Here is a 19,602-nt window from a genome sequence, read left to right as displayed (position 1 = left end):
CTTGGTGCCACGCGAATGAGAGCGTCTCCCCAGCCGCCGCGCGAGCAAGAAGCGGCAACATTCGTTCGCGTTCCGTCGACACGGTAAGACGCGAACGCCGCGTCGGGCGTATCGGTCTAACCCCTATAGCCTTCGGGGCCAAAAAGGCTGGTGCCGCCTGCGTGACTCGAACACGCGACCCCATCATGACGAATGACAGCGTGCCGTCCGCGCGACGCAGCCGAATTTCATAGTCCGTCGCCCGAGCCAGCTAAGAACTATAAATGATGCCAGTTCCCAAGGCCCTGGGCAGCATATCGCATAGCTGGATCATGCTGACGACCAGACCCGCACGGTGTTCGCCGTTTTGAATCTCGTCTACATCCACGACATCCGCCGTCATGGAGTCCATCATGAGACCGCCGGCGGAATTGAAAAAGGCGAAGAACGCCATATAAATGAACAATGCATTCGCGTTTCCGATCGGCAGGAAATATGCGCTGAGCACGACAATGACCGCGCCCGTGACGCCGCCTATCATGACGTATTGCTTGCTTAGTTTGTGACTCAGCGTCGTGAAGAAGAGCAGGCCGAGCACCGAGACGAGGAGAGATACAATGACACTCAGGCTAACGCTACCCGAAAGCTTGAGGACATCGACGACGAAGAAGACAAGCAACGCGTCCCATACGGCATTGGCGTAGACGTATAGCAGCATGACGGCGCCAAGGCGCACGAACGCCGCATTCCGGAACAATTGCTGCAGTGTCTTCAGCAGCCCGGCCAGCTTGGTCACCGACGTCTCACCGGTCCTGATCTTAGGCTCGGACAGGAGACCGAGGCTGGTAAATATCGACAACGGCGTCATGATCGCGACGGCGATCATCGTCCCGGAGAACCGCGCGAAGCCCGAGCCATGTCCAGTCTTCTCGCCGATCATGCCGCCGACCGCGGCAATCAGGACACCGACCAGGATTCCGACACGCTGTACCGCCAGAGGACTCGCAAAAGTCCTGCAACCCACTGACATCCAACAATTCTGACTTCTGCGAGAACGTGCTGTACCTAGACCGTACCCAGAGATTTTCCGGTCATTGGCGGTCGAGTTCGGCCATTTTGCTCCTTTAGCGACCCGTCGCTATTGCCACCAAGCGGGCACGATTTCACCCGTAGCGCAGCTCCGCCGCGGGGCTCTCCCAACGGGTCAAGTAGGCATCACAAGTGATGTTCGGGCCCTCGTCGACATCTCGAGAAAATTGTCCGGAGCAAAAGTCCGAAGCATCGTCATGGCATTCCAGTCGGATTTCCGCGCGCAACACTGCAAGGTCAACGCTTGGTGTCGCCAGCGCTCCATTTGCAAGGTACCGACGATGACAGGAACGAGCGGATCCATGCGGCCGTGTCGTCCGGCCGCTCTAGGAAAAGGTAATGGCCGGCACCCTTGATCTCCCACGCAACGCCACAGCGGATGGATTTCTCGAATCGCGCCTTTTCCGCCAACATCCAAGGCCGCACGACAGCGATCGAAAAGGCGAGCGCGGCGCGCCGGCGCGCCGGAGACGCGTCCGGCGGAAGCTGCTCTAGCTTGTCCTTCGGCGAATAGAGCGCCATCGCCGGGGACCTGACGCGCGCATAGTCGGGATGGGCAGCGGCGTCGCCCTGGATCACCGCATGCACGACGTTGCCGGGCGTCATGCTCACCAAGCCGTGCTGTCCCGGTCTGTAGCCAGAGCGGATATCATTGCCGACCGCGAACGACGAAATACCGAGCGAACGCTGCCGCCAGGCTATGAATGTTCCGAAATCCTTGAGCGCGGCCGGCGACGGATCGCGCGGATTGCCAGGGTCCTTGTCAATCCAGGCCGCGACCCCGGAGCGATCATACGCCGCGTCGAGATAGACCAGCCGGCGCACGCGTCCGGGCACGGTGCTGGCAAGCGCGGTCAGTTCTTCGCCGGCGACGGAATGTCCAACGAAATCCGCCCGCGCGATCCCCAGCGCGTCCATCAGCGCCGTGATGTCGGACGTCAATGTGCGGGCGTCGTAACCGCCGCGGAACGCGCGCGAGCTGCCGAAGCCGCGGCGGGTGAACGCATAGACATGGTGTCCGACGGTCAACCGCGGTGCGAGGTCGTCGAAGACATGCGCCGTGTCGCCTAGCCCGGACAGCAGGATAAGCGGTGTGCCCTGCCCGCCCCAATCGATATAGTTCAGTCTGGCTCCGGGCACGTCGCACCAGGAATCGCGGCCGACCACCGCCGGCATGCAGCGTGGTGTCGCGCCCGCATCGGCGGCGCCCAGCAGGCACGCCACCGCCAAGAACGCGGCAGCGGCGGCCCGACTCAAAGGTGTGCCCTGAGAGTGACGCCGACGGTGCGGGGTTGCTCGCGCAACCCGATGGGCGCGTTGAAGAGCTTGCGCGCGCTTATCAGGGCGCGGCCATCGGTCAGGTTGTTCACGAAGAGATTGATGTCGAACTTGTCCACCGTCAGGCCAAGCTCCAAATTGACGTCGCCGAAATTGCCATAGACCAGCGAAGTCGGATTGTTCAGGTCAGCGTACTCCTTGCCGGTATATCTATAATCCGCCCGCATATAGCCGGCCATCCCCCCGCCGATCGGGAAATCGTACTGCGCATAGGTATAGCCGGTGAACGGTGCGGAGCCTGGCAACTGGTCTCCCGCCAGCGCGTTGACGCCGGTCGCGACGCTGTCGAGCCGCGCATCGTCGTAGGAGAGCGAGACGCCGAGATCCAAACCGTCGATGGGCGATGCGTCGGCCTCGATCTCGAACCCCTTGACCGTCGCGTTGCCTGCATTGCTGGTGTAGACGAGGCCAGACGCCACCGTCGATTGCTGGAGCTGGATGTTCTTCCAGTCGATGTAGTAGGCCGCGCCGTCGAGCCGCAGGCGGTGGTCGAAGAACTCGGTCTTGAAGCCGATCTCGTAATTCCAGAGGTTGTCGGGACCATAGGCACCGGGAATGGGCTGGCCCGAGGACGGGTCGAAGGGCGGCGACAGGTTGCCCTGTCCGACGCGGTAGCCTTGCGTCGCCTGCGCATAGAACATCAGGTCCTGCGACGGCGTATAGGTGAGGGCGAATTTCGGCGTCACCTTGGTGAAGGTCGCGGCATTGCGCAGCGTGACGAGACCTTCGAGCACCGAATTGCCGTCGTCCGTGGTGCGCACGGAGTCGTTGAAGACGCGCGCGCCGGCCGTGGCCGTGAGCGTATCCGTCAAGTCATAGGACAGTTCGCCGAACACGGCCTCTTCGACCACCTTCACGCGATAAAGGTCGAACAGGATGGTGTCGCTGGGATAGCCGGCACCGGCGAAGCGCGCACCGGCGCCGGGCACGGTGAGCGATTCCGTGAACGACCGGTAGTAGTGCTGATAATAAACGCCAGCGAGCCATTTGAACGGATGTTCGTCGGCAGACGCAATGCGCACTTCCTGGATGAAGTCGCCGGACGGGCCGCTATCGACGATTGGCGCCGGCGCCATGATATGGGTGATCGCCTCCGACCGGGTGGTGAAGTCGGTGTGCTCGAGCTCTGTCTTGTCCACGAAGCTGGTCGATGAGGTGATCGTCGCCCATGGCAGCGTGTATTCGGCGGCGAGGTTATATGTCTTCAGATCCTGATAGGCGAAGTTCGCCGTCGCGCTCGTGAATTCGAGATTCTTGTTCGTATACGAGGTGTAAGCCGCGTCGTTCGGGTGGTCATTTTCGTAGAGAAAGGTACCGGTCAGCGTCAGGTCGTCGGTGGGCGTCCAGCGCAGCATGGCGCGGCCACCCTTGGTGACGGCGCGGTTGACGTCGGCCTCATGGCGCGTGGTGTTGTCGATCCAGCCCGGATCGCGATCGTAATAGCCGACGATGCGCAGCGCGAGCGTATCGTTAAGGGGAATGTTCGCCATGCCGTTGAGGCGGTAGCCGACGCCACCGTTTTCGACCGACTCCACGGTGGCTTCCGCTGCCGCGTCATAGGCGGATGCATCCGGCTTGTTGGTCGCGAGCCGGATCGCGCCGCCCAGCGCACCGGAACCAAACAGCGTGCCCTGCGGACCGCGCAGCACTTCGACCTGGCCGACGTCGAACAGGCGAAGATCAGTGATGTTGTGCGGGCCGAACGGATCGAGCACCGGCACCTCATCCAAATAGACGGCCACTGGCGACTGGACGTTGCTGACCGAGCTGCTCGTGTTGACGCCGCGAATTGTATAGGTTGCGGAACCGGCGCTGTTCTCGTTGTAGGACAGGCCGGGGATGGCGCGGACCACGTCTTCGAACCGGGTCGCGTCGGTCTTCTTGATGAGATCTTCCGACAGCGCGGTGACGCTGATCGGGACTTTCTGGAGGTCTTCGGCACGCTTGGTCGCCGTGACGATAACGGTCTCGACAGCACCATCGGACGCGCGGGGCGCTTCCTGCCCAGCCGCTCCGGCGGCCCAGAACAACGTCGTTCCCAGCGCAGTCGCTGCAAGAAATCTCGTACGCAACATGATCGAGCCCCCGTCCGGTTCACGCCGCGCCCCGCGCGCTTTGTGAGACATCTGTGACGAACGCTGCGGCCGGCCGGGGTTTGCCGCAACGCAAAAGGACTAGGCAGGCCATTAGCTGGCGTTATAGTCGCAGCCTCGTCGCATTCTGCGAGGCGTTGCGTTGGGTGGCGGCAGAAAGACTGATGTCAGAACGGCGGATCCGTCCGAGCTGGACGATGTTTATCGCATGGACGGTCAGATGCTGGCCGATCTGTGGGTCTTCCGGTCGGCAGCGCGCATGGGGAGCTTCACCGCCGCGGCCAGACGCATCGGAGTCACCCAGGGCGCCGTCAGCCAGCGCATTGCGCGGCTCGAAGGCCGGTTGGGGCGTGCGCTGTTCAGCCGCGCGAAGGGCAAGATCGCCCTGACCTCGGAGGGCAGCTCCTTCCTTACCGCGATGAACCAAGTTTCGCTGTTGCTCGACGAACCGTTGAGCCGGGTGGTCCGCGCCTCCCGGCGGTCGCTCGTGGTGAGCTGCATCCCCTCCTTCGCGACCGAGTGGCTCGTGCCCAATCTCGAATCCTTCTATCGAGAGCATGGCGACATTGAGCTGTTCGTCCGCGCCGAACTGGTGCCGATGTCGGCCGAGCGCATGGAAGACGCCGGCATCGACCTGGCGATTGTTTACGAGCGCGAGCCGGTCAGCGATCTCCACGAATTGCTGGCGCACCGCGAGCTGACCTTTCCGGTCTGTTCGGCCGCCTATCTCGAAGGTCTGCGGGCGCGCGACGGGCGGCAAGTCGTGCGCCTGCATGACGAAGAGCCTTGGCATGGCGCCAGCGCGGGCGAGGAATGGCAAGGCCTACTGACCAGCCGGCGCGGCGATTGGGCCGCGGCTCCTTCGGCCGAGCGGCATTTCAACATGGCCCATCTGGCCTATCACGCCGCGATGTGCGGTCAAGGCATCGCGGTCGGACGCGCCATCATCGTGCATCGCCTGCTGAACAAAGGCGATCTCATGCTGGCCGGCGAGATGGAACCCGTTCCGAGCGCCCATTATCGCGTTGTGACCCATCGTCCGGGCGACAGCCGTTCCGCCGTCCGTATCTTTACCGCCTGGCTCGGCAAGACACTCGCCGCGACTCAGGCGCAGGCCGCGGCCCTGATGGCGGCCGGCGATCGGCATTAGACGGGCTAATATGCGTCCCAGCGCAATTGGATTGCCCGCCGCACCGCGATGGCGATGGTGGCGCCGCAATGACAGTGTCCTCGACCGATGGCGCGGCGCACGACGATACGTGCCGAGACGCCTGCCTGGCCGATCTCGGCGCCGGACGGGCGACAGTCTGGCTCCGCGAGCCGGCCGCGGTGCCGCTTGTCCGCGCCGACATAGCACGGTCCGCGATTAGCGAGGCCGAGGCACGGCTGGCGCGTTTTGCGCCGGTGCTGGCGCGTCTCTTTCCGGATGGCGCCTGGAACGGACACATTGCATCGCCGCTGCTGCGCTACGACACGCCGCCGGCAGAGATCGGTCGCCTGCTCGTCAAGGCGGATCACCGTCTGCCGCTGACCGGCACCATCAAGGCACGGGGCGGCGTCTACGAGGTGCTCTGCTTCGTCGAAGCAGTAGCGCGCAAGGAAGGCTTGCTCGTCGCGGGCGAAACCTATGACATTATCGGCACACGCGCAGCCCGCCGGGCGTTCGGCGCCTATCGCGTCGGCGTGGCCAGCACCGGCAATCTCGGGCTGAGCGTCGGAATGGTCGCCAGCCGCTTCGGCTTCGCGACCGAGATCCACATGTCGCGCGACGCCAAGGCATGGAAAAAGAACGCCTTGCGCGAGATGGGCGTCACGGTCGTCGAACATGATTGCGACTATGCCCGCACCGTGGGGATCGCCCGGCGCTCGTTCGAGCGAGCCGGGAAGGCACATTTCATCGACGACGAGCGCTCGCGGGCGCTGTTCGTCGGCTATGCGGTCGGCGCCGCGGAGCTGGCGCACCAGCTTTCTCAAGCCGCCATCGCGATCTCGGCGGAGCAGCCGCTGATCGTCTATCTGCCCTGCGGGGTGGGCGGAGCGCCGGGCGGCATCACCTTCGGCCTGAAGTCGATCTTCGGCCGCAACGTCGCCTGTGTCTTCGTCGAGCCGGTCGCCTCGGCCTGCATGCTGGCCGCCATCGCCTTCGGCGAGGGACGCGCGTTGCCGGTCTACAAGCTCGGACTCGACAACCGCACGATCGCGGACGGCCTTGCGACGCCTGTCGCGTCGGAGCTGGCGCTCGCACAGATCGGTCCGGATATCGACGCGCTGGCCGCGGTGCCGGACGCGGCGATGATGCAGTGGCTGTCGCACGCCTGGAGCGAGGCGGCGATGCGGCTCGAGCCATCGGCCGCCGCCGGCTTTGCCGCCATCACACCGGTGGCGGAAGCCTTGCGCGCGCGGCCGGTATCGCGCGGCCCTCTGGCGCGATTCGACGACGCGGTGCATGTCGTGTGGACCACCGGCGGTTCGCTGCTGCGGGACGACGAATTCATGGGCTATCTGTCGTACAAGCTGAATTCCGATCTGACGGAGTGCGCGACGCATGCAAAGCCGGCGAAACGTCCTTAAGGGCGCCGCGGCCGCGGCTGCCTTTGCCGCAGCCGCGCGCGGCGAAGGCCAGGTGCGGCGACCCAACATCGTCTTCATCCTGGCTGACGATCTCGGCTACGCGGACCTTAGCTGTTACGGACAGCCCGATTTCGAGACCCCAGCGATCGACAGCCTGGCCGCGGACGGACTGAAGCTCGCCCAAGCCTACGCCAATTCCGCGGTGTGTTCGGCGACGCGTACGGCCTTGATCACGGGACGCTATCAATATCGCCTGCCGGTCGGGCTTGAAGAACCGGTGCCGGAGAACTCCAGCCCGGTGGGCCTGCCGCCCGGTCATCCGACATTGCCGTCGCTGCTCCGCCGTGTCGGCTATCGCACCGCCCTGGTGGGCAAATGGCATCTTGGGGCGCCGCCGCATTACGGCCCGCGCAAGAGCGGCTATGACGAGTTTTTCGGCTTCTATGGCGGCGCCACAGACTATTTCGCGCACCGCGTGGTCGGCCGCGGCGCGGGTGAAGAACCATATGACGGATTGTACGAGAACGATCGTCCCGTCTCGGTCGAAGGTTACCTCACCGACGTCCTTACTGACCGCGCCGCCGCCTACATCGCCCGTCAAGGCAAGCGCGGCCCGTTTTTTCTCAGCCTGCACTACAACGCGCCGCATTGGCCATGGGAAGGCCCCGCCGACGGCGCGGTCCCTGCACAGCTCAAAAGCCTGCGCGACGAGGACGGCGGCAATCTAGCCATATATGCCGCGATGGTGCGGTCGATGGATGCCGGAGTCGGCCGTATCCTCGCCGCGCTCCAGGCCGCCGGCATCGCCGACGACACGATCGTCGTATTCACGAGCGACAATGGCGGGGAACGCTTCTCCGACACTTGGCCGTTCACCGGGATGAAGGGCGAGTTGCTCGAGGGCGGCCTGCGCGTCCCGGCACTGTTGCGCTGGCCCGGCCGCATCGCGGCCGGATCGCGAAGCGACCAGGTGACGGTCTCGATGGACTGGCTGCCGACCCTGACGACGCTCGCACAGACCGCTCCGTCCACGTCCTATCCTCCGGACGGCGAGGATCTTTCATCCATTTTCGTCGAGGAGGCGGCCGGCCACGGCCGCACGTTGTTCTGGCGCTATCGTGCCAACGACCAGGCGGCAATGCGCGACGGCGACCTGAAATATCTGAAGCTGGGCGGCCGCGAATATCTCTTCGACGTCGCGGCCGACCAGCGCGAACGCGCCAACCTAGCCGAGCGCCTGCCCGATCGCTTCGCGCGGATGAAGGCGGCCTATTCCGCATGGAATGCGACCATGCTGCCTTATCCGGCCGAGAGCTTCAGCGAAACGCCGAAGGGCCACGTTGCCGATCGCTACTGACCGGCGCTCGGTCGACGCCGGAGGTATTGCAAGCGCTGGATGCGGGCCTAAGGCTGGCGCGCTGGGCGATGCTGTCGCCGACCGCGTTTGACGGGGGCCGCAATTCGGGATCCGAGCAGCGGCAAGGCGGTCGATGCTTTGATCTCGGAAAGGGCAACCGTGGAGTTGATCTCCTGCACGCCGGGAAGCCGCGACAGCCGCTCGAAGAAAAACCGCTCATAGGCATCGACATCCTCCGTCACGATGCGCAGGAGAAAGTCTGTCTCGCCCATCATCACGTAGCATTCCAGCACTTCCGGGAAGGATTGGACGGCCTTGGAGAATTCGGCGAGATGGGCTCTGCCATGGGCCGAAAGCTTCACCCGCGCAAAGACATGGGCGTTGAGACCCAGTCGCCTGCGATCAAGGACCGCAACCTTGCGCTTGATGTAGCCCTCGTCCTTGAGCCGTTGAACGCGCCGCCAGCAGGGAGACTGCGACAGGCCAACCTTCTCCGCCAGTTCGGCGGCGGAAAGCGAGCAGTCATGCTGCAACACGTCGAGAAGCGTCAGATCGGTGGCATCGAGCTCAGCGCGCATGAACTTCTCCGGAAATATTCATATTGGAGTATGATAATGCTCAAACTGTTGCACGTATCGCAACATAGGCAACAAATTCCCCGTTTCCTGCAATAACCTACCTTCATGGAGACCCGCACCGTCAAGCCGCAAAGCGCCAAGATCTTCGCTCGCATCGCCGCCGAGCCCGGCGCGCTGACGCGCGTGTTGCAACCTTTTGCGGTCGCCAGCCTCGTGCCCGCCGCGCTCACGCTGCGCTCGCGCGCCGCCGGCGGTTCCTTTGTCGTCGCGGAATTTCCGGGCCTCGAATCGGCGCGGGCCCGCCTGCTGGTCGCGAAGCTGTCGGAGATGCCTTGCGTGCGACGGGCACGGCTATCCAAATCGCCGGAGCGCAAGAAGGACGCCGAGGGCGTCCGATAAGAGGCTCGTTGCGCCGCTTCTTAGACCAGCCCCTGCGTCTTGAGCCAAGCATGCGTATCGCGGAGGCATTCTGCGAGTTCGACACGGTGATAGTCGAGTTCGCGCTCGGCCTTGTTCGAGGCGCAGCGCGTATCGGCGCTCATCAACGCCACCGTTTCCGGCGTCAGGGATGGCTCCTTCCCGGTGAAGCGGGCGGCGAGCACACCAAGACCTGCCGCGAGGTTCAGAAGCGCCATCGGCGCCGGTTTCGGATGCACGTCCAGACCCATCGTCGCGCCGATCAGGGTCGCGAGATCGGCGACAGATGTCGTTGGACCATTCAGGAGATAGTTGTCGCCGCGATAGCCGAGGTCCAAGGCCGAGATGTGGGCGCGCACGACCTCATGGACATGGTTGCAGGTGATGACGCCTGGCGGCGCTGCCTTGAACTGGCCGCTGCGGATCTGGAAGAAGAGACGGGCCCAGCCATGCCGGTCGCCGGGACCCAGGATCGCAAAAGGATTGAGGATCACAGCGTCGAGGCCGGCGGCAATACCCCGCTGTACTTCCTGCTCGGCGAGCCACTTCGATTTCTCGTAATTGACCCATGATTGCGACGCCGTGGACCGCGTCGTCTCCGTTATGGGTTCGGCATGGCGGCCATAGGCCGAGCAGGTCGAGGTATGGATGAAGCGCTTGGCTCCGCGGGCCAACGCGGCATCGACCATCGCCGCCGTGCCGGCGATGTTGATCGCATCCTGCCGGGCGTTGCGGCGCGACCACAGGCTGGTGTCGCCCGCGACATGGAAGACGGCGTCGGGCGCAGCGGGCATTGCCGCCAGAACCGACTCGCGGAGCGTGAGGTCGCCCCTCGCCGGTATCGCACCCATTGCCGACAGCGCAGCAGCCTGGTCTGCGGAACGGTGCAGAGCCGTGACGCGCCAACCGCGATGCACGAGCTCGGCGATGAGATTCGAGCCGACGAAACCGCTGCCGCCGGTGACGAAAGCGGTGCGGACCGGCGTTCCTGCTGCAGCCATGTTCCCCCCATCGCGGCGCGGCCCCGCGCCGACCCCGACATCGCTTTCCGTCCGCTGCCCTCAGGCGCGAACGACGATCTCGATCTCGACCAGCACTTCGGGCGTGAACAGCGCCCTGACCTCGACCATGGTCGAGGCCGGCGGATAGGCATCGGCGGCGGCATAGGCGGCTGCCCGCGCGCTGCGGCCAGCCTCCATGGCGACGAGGTCGGTCGTGAAGATCGTTTCCTTGACCACGTTCTTGAGCGACAGGCCCAGCTCGGCCAGCGCCTTGGCCAGGGTCGCATAGGTCGCTTCGACCTGGGCCCGCATGTCGCCGACGCCGATGATCTTCATGTCGGCACCGATCGCGATCATGCCGGAGAAATAAATCATCTCGCCGGTCTTGATCGCCGCCGAGAATCCCATCGCTTTTTCGATCTCGGGAAAGATGTGAAATGCCTGCTCCGCCAACGCCATTTTTGCCCCTCGAAGGTCTATTCGTTCTATAGTTATGTCGAAAAATATAATCACATGCAACTGGTTCTATAATTGAAATTAATCCAGAAATAGATCATGAACCCACGAAAAATGACCACGGAGGAAAAAAATGGGTCTCAGGACGAAAATGAAAAACCGCCGCCGCACCCGGATCCTCGAGGTGGCGGAGCTGATGTTCCGCGAGCGAGGCTATTCCGGCACCAGCCTGATGGAGATCGCCGACAGCGCCGAGGTCAGCATCGGGACGATCTATACCTATTTCGGATCGAAGGGCGGCATCATCCACGAACTCTCGCGACCCCTTGTCGGCGAACTGGAGCAGCGCGCCGACAAGGTGATCCAGAACCCGCCGGACAATGCCATGGAGGCCATGGTCGCGCTCTTCAAGGCGCTCCGGTTGCCGAAGGAGTGGCAAGTTCCCAATCTTGTCAGGGCTTTCGACCGCGCGCAGACGACGGAAGGCGATGGTTATATCGAGGCGCTTGTGGCCGAGGCGAAGTCGCTGACGACGCGCAAGATCCGCTCGCTGCTCGACATCCTTCGCTATCGGCGCAGCATTCGCGAAGACCTCAATCTCGAGGATGCCACCTTCATCCTTGAGAACCTGATGGCCGCGCATCTCGAATACTACGTCTATGCCAAGGAGCCGATCCCCTTTGCCCAGCTTGAACTCCTGATGCATCGCCGCGTGCGTTTGGTGTTCGAGCCCTGGCAGGCGCCCGGAATTTCGCAGCCGGCGAATTCCGCCTGAATAGGCAGCAGTTGCTCAGAAATATTGCATGCGTTATAAAAATAAAATCATATTCGATGTATTGCAAAAATAAATCTGTCGTGCAGGAATTCCGCTCGTGAGTGAGGCGTAGGCGTCTGAGGGGGCTGCCATGGAATTTCGGGCCGAAGGTTCAGTTTGGGGAATGAAGACAGCATTGCGGCTGGGGACGGCAGCGATGGCACTGTTTCTTGGCGGAGTGGCCGCGCAGGCGCAGGACACGCCCGCCGACACGATCGAGACCGTGCTCGTAACGGCGCGCAAGCACGCCGAGCCGATCCAGCAGACGCCGATCGCGATCACCGCCTTCACGGCGAACGATCTGGCGATGCGCAACGTCACCAACCTGTCGAACGTGGCGGCCTATACGCCGAACCTGGTGTTCGACCAGGGCACCGGCAATACCGGCAGCGCCAACACGGCGCAGATATTCATCCGCGGCATCGGCCAGACCGACTTCCTGTTCACCACCGAGCCCGGCGTCGGAATCTATATCGACGGCGTCTATCTGCCCCGCGCCATCGGCTCGCTGATGGACATGGTCGATGTCCAGCAGGTCGAGGTGCTGAAAGGCCCGCAAGGCACGCTGTTCGGCCAGAACAGCGTCGGCGGGGCGATCAACATCACCACCAAGGAGCCGACGCCGGATTTCGGCGGCGAGGGCTCGGTCACCGTGGGCAACTATTCGCGCCATGATTTCCAGGGCACGGTGAACGTGCCGCTCGGCGACGACCTGCTCACCAGCCTCTCGCTGATCTCGCGCAATGAGGACGGCTATGTGAAGCGCCCGTTCGACAAGACCACCTGAATGAACACGCACGTCACCGGGCGGGCGGAAGACTCGCCCACCTATCCGAAATGGCGGGGCAACGGTCTCCTACCGACGCGGGCCGGCAATGCCGCGCGATTTCAGACTTTCTGCCCGCAGAATTCAGCCGATAAGGGCCGAACGCCGGATGCCGTTTCGGGCCTCAGATTGGGCTTGTCGCGCGACAATGCACAGGTCCACTTTCGCATTTTCAATATGAGTTCGATGCCGAGATATCGCCTGAGTGATCTTGCGAACTTCGTTCAGGAGATCTGCGCAGCGAGCGCGCATCCCTTGAGTTGATTGTCGATCGATGATTCGCTTGTTTCCAACGGTGGGCCGTTGTCATTCGCCGCCACGCCGTTGAAATTCTCCATCAGGATGTTGAACGGTTCGGCCTCCGCGCGCTGATCGGCAGGTCGTCATCGATCGAAATCGTAACGCTCCGCAAGCGAATTGCCATGGGCAGCGAACAACTGCACGCCGACGGCTCTTCAGCGGCCATCGAAGTCGAGGACGGGACGCTCCACGCCGCGGCGAAGCGCGTCCTGTGCGGAGGCGATCCCCCGGCTTGCGTCCTCGGTCCGCCAGAGTTGTTCGGCCAGCGCCGGGATCAAGGCATCGGCCGCGGCCACGCCGCCGTTGGACCAGGCGTTCATGATCTTCTTGTGGGCGGCGTGGGCGAGCGTCGGTCCCTTGCCGAGCCGCCGGGCCCATTCATAGGCCGCCGCTACCAGCTGGTTATCCGGGACGACCTCGGTGATCACGCCTGCCTCCAGCATCTCCCGCGCGGGCACGCGCTCCGAGGTCATGGCCCAGCGAAGGGCGCGTGCCCGGCCGGCGCGCTCGGCGACCCTCTGAACGCCGCCCATGAGGGTGACGAGCCCCAGCGTCTGCTCGGAATGACCGAACCGCGCATTCTCCGCGGCAACAATGATGTCCGTGCGCAGCACGATCTCGAACGCGCCGCCGAGGCAAATGCCCTGCACCGCCGAAATCACCGGCACCCGGAGCGTTTCGAATGCGCCAAGCCAGCGGAGCCCTTCGCCGATGCTGGCGCCGATCGCGGCGGGGTCGACATCGAGCCAGTTGCCGATGTCGCCGCCGAAGCTGAAATTCTCGCCCTCGGCGCGGATGACCAGGGCGCGGATGCTCTGGTCGGTCTCGATCTTCTCCACGGCGCGCCGGAAGTCCGCCGACGTGGCGTTATTGAGCCGGTTCTGCGGCGGATTGGACAGGAGCAGCGTCGCGATGCCGTCCTCGACGGTGAAGGTGAAGCTGGCCATGACGGAGGTCCTCGATAGGGTTGGTGGATGTCGGCGGTGCGGTCAGCGCTGCGGGTTCATGATCACCCGGCCGAAGGGGCGCTCCTCGATCAGGAAGCGGACGGCTTCGGGCGCCCGCGACATCGGGAAGGCCTTGGCGATGGTGGGCTGGAGCGCCCCTTCCTTCAGGAAGCCGGCGAGGGTTCCGCTGGCCGCGGCAATCGTCTGCGGCGCGAAAAGCCGGAACGTGAAGCCGCGGATGGTCGCCGCCTTCCAGATAATGTCTGTGACATTGATGTCCGCCTCGCGCCCGCCGGCATAGCCCGCGACCACATAGGTGCCGCCGGACGCCAGCGACGCCAGCGCCGGACCGGTCAACTTTCCGCTCACCCCATCGACGATGACGTCGACGCCCTTGCCCTGCGTGATGCGCAGGACACCGTCCTTGAGGCTCTCCTTGGAGAGGTCGATGACGTGTTCGTACCCGGCCGCGCGGGCGCGTTCGGCCTTCTCGCTGCTGCCGGCCGTCGAGATCGCCAGGGACGCGCCGAGGCGGCGGGCGACCTGGACGGTCTCCATGCCGACCGCGCCGCCGATCGCAGGCGCCAGGACAGTCTGTCCCGGCTTGAACTTCGCGAGCTCCGTCAGCGCCAGATAGCCGGTCAGGTATCCCGCACCGGCGAGGTAGGCCGCGGCGTGGTCGTCGTCGATCCCGTCCGGAATGGGCGACAGGCTTGCGGCCGGCGCAGCCACGAATTCGCGCCATGTCCCATCGGCCGTCAGACCGAGCCCCGGTGCCGCGACGAAGACGCGCGCACCGACCTTGAAGGCAGCGCTCTTGGTCTCGGCCACGATGCCGGCGCCCGACTGCCCTCCGACTCGGGGCAGGTTCGCCGGCGCCGCGAAGAAGATGTGGCCAGACCGGAATGTGTTGTCCAACGGGTTGACCCCGGCGGCGCGCATCTCGACGAGCACCTCGCCATCGCGAAGCACGGGACGCGGCAGATCGACCAGGCGGTTTTCGCCGTAATCGCCAAAGGACTGATATTGGATGGCCTTCATCGCATTCCCGCTTTCCGGTTGTTGGGCCTCATGCGGAGCGGGATGTAAGCCCTTCCAAATTCCTTCAGTAGTGTCAAAGCTTGGGAGCAACCCTCCCAATTCTGGAAGGGGCTTCAGGCGATCGGAACGAGGATGGCGTCGCCGACGGCCAGGAGCTTGTCGGGCGCGTTGCGGGCGAAGAGTTCGCCGCAGGCGAAGATCTGCTGGCGACCGGGCTTGATCACCTTGCCCCTGACAACGAAGACCTCCGCGACGGCCGGCCTCAGAAAACGAACGGACAGTTGCGACGCCAGCACCCGGCCGGACAGGGTCGAAGCGGCAAAGCCGCAGGCCGTGTCGATCAGGCCCGAGACGATGGCCGCGTGGAGATAGCCGCTGTACTGCCCGAACTCCGCCCGCCAGGGGAGGCTGAGTTCGACCGCGCCTTCGCCGGCCTGGTCGACTTCCAGGCCCAGCCAGGTGTTGAAGGCCGCCCGGCCAGACGCCTCGCGCAGTCTCGCCCGGAAATCGTCTTCGAGCGCGGCCATGGCGAGCTATCTCCTGCAACGAGGTGGGCCCGCCAACCGCGGGCAGCGCGACCGCCGGCAGCCTAGGTGGTTCCAACCTGGGCCGCTAATGCTTAGTTTCGGGATCAGTCCTCCCAAATCTGGAAGGCCCCATGGACCGACTCGAAGCCATGACCATTCTGGTTGCCGCGGCCGATGCGGGAAGCCTCTCGGCGGCCGGCCGCCAGCTGCGGATTCCGCTGGCCACGGTCAGCCGGCGCGTATCCGAACTGGAGGCGCACCTGAACATCCGGCTGTTCCACCGGGGTCATCGCAAGGTGGTCCTGACCGACGCCGGGCGCAGCTATATCGCGTCGTGCCGCCAGATCCTGGAGGAGATCGCCGAGGTCGAACGGACGGCCTCCGGCGAGTACCGCGCCCCCCAGGGCGAATTGATCGTCACCGCGCCCGCCGTGATGGGCCGCAGCCATGTCCTGCCGGTCGTCGAGGAATTCCTTGAGGCGTTTCCCGACATCCAGGTCCGGCTGCAACTCACGGACCGGCAGGTGAACTTCGTCGAAGAGCATGTCGACCTTGCCGTCCGCATCGGTGCGTTGGCCGACAGCAGCAGCCTGATCGCCGCGCGCGTGGGGCTGATCCGCGTCACCCTGTGCGCCAGCCCCGCCTATCTGAAGCGGCGGGGCACGCCGAAAAAACCGGCCGATCTCGAAAAACATGACTGCGTGGTTCACGAGGGTCATCCGACGGCGCGCCACTGGCAGTTCTTCGGCGCGGGCCCGCCGCAAACGATTGCGGTCGCATCCCGCCTTTCGGTGAATCTGGGGGAGGCCGCCGTCACCGCCGCGGTGGACGGGGTCGGAATCGCTCGCGCGCTTTCCTATCTCATCGACGACCACGTGCGGACGGGCGCGCTGACACGACTGCTGGAAGATTACGAACCGGCACCGCTGCCGGCCAGCATCGTCTACCCGAGCCAGCGCCAGACGCCGTTGAAGCTGCGCGCATTCCTGGACTTCGCCATCCCGCGGCTCAGGGAGCGGTTGGGCTACGGAAAAACGCCGGGCCGGCGCTCCGGCCGTTCCGGTCGCTGATCGGTCCTTTCAGATCCGGAAGGCTTCTTTCCACGTCGAAGCACTATTGCCCCGGATCGGGATTTCCTATTCCGCCCGGATCGCGGTCCCGTCGTCGTCGGTCCGCCGCCAGGCCGGAGCCTCCATGTCCTCTGCTCTTTTCCGGCCGCGCGCTCTCAAGGGCCTTCACACGACGCGAAATTCCGGGGAAGCCGAATGACGTCCTTCACCAAGATCGAAGATGCGGACAGGGCCGGGTCGGGGATCTCGCGACTCGAAGAAAAGCGAATTGCGCTGTCGCTGTCGCCCGACATTGCATGGCCGACGCTTGCATTGGCGGTCGTCCTGCCCGGCACGCTCCTTACGGTCATCTATCTGGGTCTTTCGGACCGCTGGCCGCTCTGGGTGTGCACGCCGATCCTGGCCGTCGTCTCTTACGCGCACTACACGCTGGTGCACGAGGCCATCCACGGCAATGTGGTCGGCAGGCCCAGGCGCTTCTATGGGATCAACACCGTCGTCGGCTGGATCGGCGCCCTGGGCATGGGCGCCGGATGGCCGGTGCTCCAGCGCACGCATGTGCTGCACCACGCCCACACCAACACCGAGCGCGACCCGGACATCTTCGTAAAGGGCACGCTCGGCCAGTTGATCGGCAAGTGGGCGGTCGCCGTGTTCATGAACCTTGTGCCGCTGGCCCTGCTGAAGCCCTTCGCCCCTGTCCGCTACCAGCGCCTGCGCAAGATCCTGACGGCGTCCGAGATCGCCCAGACCTCTGCCGTCACCGTGCTGACGCTGGTTCTGCTGGCGGCGTCCCTCGCCACCGGGCACTTTGCCGCCTGGCTGCTCCTGTGGTTCGTGCCGATCAGGGCCGCCATGCTCATGCTGAACATCCTGTTCCAGTGGCTGCCGCACTATCCGTTCGACCGCACCGACCGGTACGGCAACACCCGCATCAGCCTGTGGCTGGGCGGGCGGTTCGCGACCCTGCAGCAGAATCTCCACCTGATGCACCATCTGTGGCCGAGCGTGCCCTTCTACAATTACCGCCGGCTCTATGTGGCGCTGCGGCCGGTGCTGATCGCCGAAGGCTCGCCGATCCAGGGCTTCGGCGTCGGCAGGTGGGCGCGCTCGAAGGCGGGCGACATTGCCGTCACGGCGCGCAGCCTCTGATTGCCGATGAAGGAGCCGGTCTAGGGTCCAAGGGAACCGAGGAAAGCGACAAGGACAATCTCTGCTAAGAGCGCGAGCAAGGCCGCCGTCAGGTTGCCGCCCGCCGTTTCGCGTATATCCGCCGCCGCCGTTGCCGCTCAGGCGTAGGGGGATTTTCCCGACGGTTCGCCCTGCGCTCCCGCCAGGCGCGCGTGAAGGTGTCGATCTCCGTTGTGCTCGTCCCTGCCCTTCAAGCGCCAAGCTGTTCCAGGCCTTCGAGATCGCCCTTGTCGCGCCAGGCTTCGAGCAGGGGGACGAACACCAAGGGGCCGGCGGGATAAAAGCTGTCCAGCACCGCCTTGTCCGACGGCTGACCCTCGTTGTTGTAGTAGCCCGGCGTGCACTCCCGGTCGAACTTCCGGCGCTCGTTTCGAAATGTCAGGATGTGGTCGACCCACGCACGCTCCGCGTCTTGGCTGGGCTCCACGGCCGAAATCTGGCGTTCAAGACATGTCTTGATTGTCCAGGCGAGGTGCCTGCTGCTTTCGTTCAGCATGTGGGTGAAATTCGGCGTGTTCGCGGTCTGGGCATTGCCCAGGATGAAGCAATTGGGAAAATCGCGAATGAAATATCCGTGAAGGGTGGACGCGCCATCCTTCCACTTCTCGCTCAGGGTCAGTCCGCCACGGCCGTATATCTGATAGCCGTTGCGGATGGCGAAATCGGTCTGGAATTCGAAACCGGTCGCATAGATCAGACAGTCGACGGGAAATTCCCGGCCATTCGCGACCACTCCCGACGGCGTCACGCGATCGACGCCCCGGCCGTCGGTATCGACGAGCGTCACATTTTCCCGATTGAACGTTTCGAGATAGGCGTCGTGAAAACACGGCCTCTTGCACATGATGTTGTAATAGGGCTTCAACGCCGCGGCGGTGGCTTTGTCGCTGACGGTCCGGTCGATCCGGTCCCGGATCTGCTCCATCTTGCGGAAGTCGGCGCGTTGCCGGCGCTCGGCTTCGTCGGGCATCGATGCGAGTTCGACGCCGATCCCATGCAGGATTTCGGTCCATCCATCGGAAACGAGATCTTCATCGGCCGTGCCACCGGACACCAGGGTGTTGAAGTTGTCCATTCTCCGCTGCTGCCAGCCGGGCTTGAGCGAGCCGGCCCATTGCGGATCCGTGGGCCGGTTGTTGCGTGCATCGACAACGGAGGGCGTTCGCTGAAACACGTAAAGATGCCGCGCGCCCTCGGCGAGATGGGGAATGCACTGTATGGCCGTCGCCCCGGTGCCGATGATGGCGACGCGCTTGTCGGCCAGGTTGCTCAGGCCGCCTTCGGGGCCGCCGCCCGTATAGTCGTAGTCCCATCGGCTGGTGTGAAATGCGTGCCCGCCAAAGGTCTCGATACCGGCAATGCCCGGCAATTTCGGCTTGTTGAGGGGACCGGTCGACATGCACACATACCGCGCCGCAATCGTGTCGTTTCGGTCGGTGTCCGCGATCCAGCGTCGTCTCCGGTCGTCCCAGCGCAGCTCCCGGATTTCGGTCTGGAACAAGGCTTTCCCGTATAAATCGTATTTGCGGCCGACGGCTTGCGCATGCGCCAGGATTTCCGGCCCCTTCGCGTATTTTTCGACGGGAACGTAATTCAGCTCTTCCAGCAGCGGGATATAGACATAGGACTCGATATCGCATGCGGCGCCGGGATATCGGTTCCAATACCAGGTCCCGCCGAAGTCGCCGGCCTTCTCGACGATCAGGATGTCGATTATGCCCGCCTCTCGCAGGCGCGCGGCCTGGAGAAGGCCGCCAAATCCTCCGCCGACGATCAGAACGTCGGGGTTGGAAACGACAGGATCGCGGGCGAACCCCGGAGAAACGTAAGGATCCTCGTCGTAGCGCGAAAACGCGCCCTGCACATGTCGATATTGATCGGTGCCGTCGCGCCGCAATCGCTTGGCCCGCTCGGCATCATACCGTCCTTGCAGCGCTTCGGCGTCGAAGCCCGGCGGTTCCTCTGGTCTTACCACGCTGCCGATCCGAATTTTACATTTCGGTGCAC

The 19,602-nt window shown here is 64.2% G+C and carries 19 protein-coding genes; 9 read left to right on the top strand and 10 right to left on the bottom strand.

Annotated features, from left to right (window positions below; all coding sequences use genetic code 11):
• Window positions 1–250 precede the first annotated feature (250 nt).
• The 3 genes from WDN01_22655 to WDN01_22645 all read right to left on the bottom strand — a co-directional run bounded on the left by WDN01_22655 (window position 251) and on the right by WDN01_22645 (window position 4,481).
• Window positions 251–1,009, bottom strand: a complete 759-nt coding sequence (locus WDN01_22655) for an MFS transporter (GenBank protein ID MEJ0028838.1) — start codon at window positions 1,007–1,009, stop codon at window positions 251–253.
• Window positions 1,010–1,305: 296 nt separating this feature from the next.
• Window positions 1,306–2,325, bottom strand: coding sequence for an alpha/beta hydrolase (locus tag WDN01_22650; protein ID MEJ0028837.1), 1,020 nt, complete (start codon window positions 2,323–2,325; stop codon window positions 1,306–1,308).
• Window positions 2,322–4,481: a TonB-dependent receptor gene (locus tag WDN01_22645; protein ID MEJ0028836.1), complete on the bottom strand. Its 2,160-nt coding sequence runs from the start codon at window positions 4,479–4,481 to the stop codon at window positions 2,322–2,324. Before WDN01_22645 ends, WDN01_22650 begins: the two co-directional genes overlap by 4 nt.
• 226 nt (window positions 4,482–4,707) lie before the next feature.
• On the opposite strand from WDN01_22645, the gene WDN01_22640 reads away from it, so the two are divergent.
• The 3 genes from WDN01_22640 (at window position 4,708) to WDN01_22630 (ending at window position 8,427) form a co-directional block, all read left to right on the top strand.
• The gene (locus WDN01_22640) at window positions 4,708–5,649 is read left to right on the top strand and encodes a LysR family transcriptional regulator (GenBank protein ID MEJ0028835.1); all 942 of its coding nucleotides are present in this window, start codon (window positions 4,708–4,710) and stop codon (window positions 5,647–5,649) included.
• A 68-nt stretch (window positions 5,650–5,717) separates the two neighbouring features.
• Entirely contained in the window at window positions 5,718–7,070 is a 1,353-nt protein-coding gene (locus WDN01_22635; GenBank protein MEJ0028834.1) for a D-serine ammonia-lyase, read from the top strand.
• Window positions 7,045–8,427, top strand: a complete 1,383-nt coding sequence (locus tag WDN01_22630; protein MEJ0028833.1) for a sulfatase-like hydrolase/transferase — start codon at window positions 7,045–7,047, stop codon at window positions 8,425–8,427. Before WDN01_22635 ends, WDN01_22630 begins: the two co-directional genes overlap by 26 nt.
• A 47-nt stretch (window positions 8,428–8,474) precedes the next feature.
• On the opposite strand, the gene WDN01_22625 is transcribed toward WDN01_22630, so the two are convergent.
• Window positions 8,475–9,005, bottom strand: coding sequence for an Lrp/AsnC family transcriptional regulator (locus tag WDN01_22625; protein MEJ0028832.1), 531 nt, complete (start codon window positions 9,003–9,005; stop codon window positions 8,475–8,477).
• A gap of 105 nt (window positions 9,006–9,110) precedes the next feature.
• Between WDN01_22625 and WDN01_22620 the strand changes: the two genes are divergently transcribed.
• Window positions 9,111–9,404: a hypothetical protein gene (locus WDN01_22620; protein ID MEJ0028831.1), complete on the top strand. Its 294-nt coding sequence runs from the start codon at window positions 9,111–9,113 to the stop codon at window positions 9,402–9,404.
• A gap of 20 nt (window positions 9,405–9,424) precedes the next feature.
• Here WDN01_22620 and WDN01_22615 read toward each other — a convergent pair whose 3' ends face one another.
• Together WDN01_22615 and WDN01_22610 are read right to left on the bottom strand one after the other, a co-directional pair.
• Window positions 9,425–10,423: an NAD-dependent epimerase/dehydratase family protein gene (locus tag WDN01_22615; protein ID MEJ0028830.1), complete on the bottom strand. Its 999-nt coding sequence runs from the start codon at window positions 10,421–10,423 to the stop codon at window positions 9,425–9,427.
• 60 nt (window positions 10,424–10,483) lie between these two features.
• Complete coding sequence (locus tag WDN01_22610; protein MEJ0028829.1) at window positions 10,484–10,882, bottom strand: Rid family hydrolase; 399 nt, start codon at window positions 10,880–10,882, stop codon at window positions 10,484–10,486.
• Window positions 10,883–11,030: 148 nt separating this feature from the next.
• On the opposite strand from WDN01_22610, the gene WDN01_22605 reads away from it, so the two are divergent.
• From WDN01_22605 to WDN01_22595, 3 genes are all read left to right on the top strand, one after another.
• Window positions 11,031–11,654, top strand: a complete 624-nt coding sequence (locus WDN01_22605) for a TetR/AcrR family transcriptional regulator (GenBank protein ID MEJ0028828.1) — start codon at window positions 11,031–11,033, stop codon at window positions 11,652–11,654.
• A 196-nt stretch (window positions 11,655–11,850) separates the two neighbouring features.
• Complete coding sequence (locus WDN01_22600; protein ID MEJ0028827.1) at window positions 11,851–12,480, top strand: TonB-dependent receptor plug domain-containing protein; 630 nt, start codon at window positions 11,851–11,853, stop codon at window positions 12,478–12,480.
• Window positions 12,481–12,783, top strand: a complete 303-nt coding sequence (locus WDN01_22595) for a hypothetical protein (GenBank protein MEJ0028826.1) — start codon at window positions 12,481–12,483, stop codon at window positions 12,781–12,783.
• A gap of 191 nt (window positions 12,784–12,974) precedes the next feature.
• Here the strand turns inward: WDN01_22595 and WDN01_22590 are convergent, their stop codons facing one another.
• From WDN01_22590 to WDN01_22580, 3 genes are all read right to left on the bottom strand, one after another.
• The gene (locus tag WDN01_22590) at window positions 12,975–13,766 is read right to left on the bottom strand and encodes an enoyl-CoA hydratase/isomerase family protein (protein MEJ0028825.1); all 792 of its coding nucleotides are present in this window, start codon (window positions 13,764–13,766) and stop codon (window positions 12,975–12,977) included.
• Between the two features lie 42 nt (window positions 13,767–13,808).
• Window positions 13,809–14,807, bottom strand: coding sequence for a zinc-binding alcohol dehydrogenase family protein (locus WDN01_22585; protein MEJ0028824.1), 999 nt, complete (start codon window positions 14,805–14,807; stop codon window positions 13,809–13,811).
• 113 nt (window positions 14,808–14,920) lie between these two features.
• Complete coding sequence (locus WDN01_22580) at window positions 14,921–15,334, bottom strand: PaaI family thioesterase (protein MEJ0028823.1); 414 nt, start codon at window positions 15,332–15,334, stop codon at window positions 14,921–14,923.
• Window positions 15,335–15,465: 131 nt separating this feature from the next.
• Between WDN01_22580 and WDN01_22575 the strand changes: the two genes are divergently transcribed.
• On the top strand, window positions 15,466–16,404 hold the full coding sequence (locus tag WDN01_22575; protein ID MEJ0028822.1) for a LysR family transcriptional regulator: 939 nt from the start codon (window positions 15,466–15,468) through the stop codon (window positions 16,402–16,404).
• Between the two features lie 195 nt (window positions 16,405–16,599).
• Entirely contained in the window at window positions 16,600–17,556 is a 957-nt protein-coding gene (locus tag WDN01_22570; protein ID MEJ0028821.1) for a fatty acid desaturase, read from the top strand.
• A gap of 229 nt (window positions 17,557–17,785) precedes the next feature.
• On the opposite strand, the gene WDN01_22565 is transcribed toward WDN01_22570, so the two are convergent.
• Window positions 17,786–19,459: an NAD(P)/FAD-dependent oxidoreductase gene (locus tag WDN01_22565; GenBank protein MEJ0028820.1), complete on the bottom strand. Its 1,674-nt coding sequence runs from the start codon at window positions 19,457–19,459 to the stop codon at window positions 17,786–17,788.
• Window positions 19,460–19,602 lie beyond the last annotated feature (143 nt).

The sequence above is a fragment of the Rhizomicrobium sp. genome, assembly GCA_037200985.1.
Lineage (GTDB): Bacteria > Pseudomonadota > Alphaproteobacteria > Micropepsales > Micropepsaceae > Rhizomicrobium.
Note: the sequence above shows the minus strand (reverse complement) of the source record. Positions and strands in the feature narration are given on the sequence as shown.

Bases quoted from the DNA above. Each gene is read 5' to 3' on its own strand.
- WDN01_22585 (MEJ0028824.1), bottom strand. From the start codon at position 14,807: ATGAAGGCCATCCAATATCAGTCCTTTGGCGATTACGGCGAAAACCGC.
- WDN01_22640 (MEJ0028835.1), top strand. From the start codon at position 4,708: ATGGACGGTCAGATGCTGGCCGATCTGTGGGTCTTCCGGTCGGCAGCG.
- WDN01_22575 (MEJ0028822.1), top strand. From the start codon at position 15,466: ATGGACCGACTCGAAGCCATGACCATTCTGGTTGCCGCGGCCGATGCG.
- WDN01_22620 (MEJ0028831.1), top strand. From the start codon at position 9,111: ATGGAGACCCGCACCGTCAAGCCGCAAAGCGCCAAGATCTTCGCTCGC.
- WDN01_22635 (MEJ0028834.1), top strand. From the start codon at position 5,718: ATGACAGTGTCCTCGACCGATGGCGCGGCGCACGACGATACGTGCCGA.
- WDN01_22590 (MEJ0028825.1), bottom strand. From the start codon at position 13,766: ATGGCCAGCTTCACCTTCACCGTCGAGGACGGCATCGCGACGCTGCTC.
- WDN01_22605 (MEJ0028828.1), top strand. From the start codon at position 11,031: ATGAAAAACCGCCGCCGCACCCGGATCCTCGAGGTGGCGGAGCTGATG.
- WDN01_22625 (MEJ0028832.1), bottom strand. From the start codon at position 9,005: ATGCGCGCTGAGCTCGATGCCACCGATCTGACGCTTCTCGACGTGTTG.
- WDN01_22595 (MEJ0028826.1), top strand. From the start codon at position 12,481: ATGAACACGCACGTCACCGGGCGGGCGGAAGACTCGCCCACCTATCCG.
- WDN01_22610 (MEJ0028829.1), bottom strand. From the start codon at position 10,882: ATGGCGTTGGCGGAGCAGGCATTTCACATCTTTCCCGAGATCGAAAAA.
- WDN01_22615 (MEJ0028830.1), bottom strand. From the start codon at position 10,423: ATGGCTGCAGCAGGAACGCCGGTCCGCACCGCTTTCGTCACCGGCGGC.
- WDN01_22655 (MEJ0028838.1), bottom strand. From the start codon at position 1,009: ATGTCAGTGGGTTGCAGGACTTTTGCGAGTCCTCTGGCGGTACAGCGT.
- WDN01_22580 (MEJ0028823.1), bottom strand. From the start codon at position 15,334: ATGGCCGCGCTCGAAGACGATTTCCGGGCGAGACTGCGCGAGGCGTCT.
- WDN01_22645 (MEJ0028836.1), bottom strand. From the start codon at position 4,481: ATGTTGCGTACGAGATTTCTTGCAGCGACTGCGCTGGGAACGACGTTG.
- WDN01_22600 (MEJ0028827.1), top strand. From the start codon at position 11,851: ATGGCACTGTTTCTTGGCGGAGTGGCCGCGCAGGCGCAGGACACGCCC.
- WDN01_22630 (MEJ0028833.1), top strand. From the start codon at position 7,045: ATGCAAAGCCGGCGAAACGTCCTTAAGGGCGCCGCGGCCGCGGCTGCC.
- WDN01_22570 (MEJ0028821.1), top strand. From the start codon at position 16,600: ATGACGTCCTTCACCAAGATCGAAGATGCGGACAGGGCCGGGTCGGGG.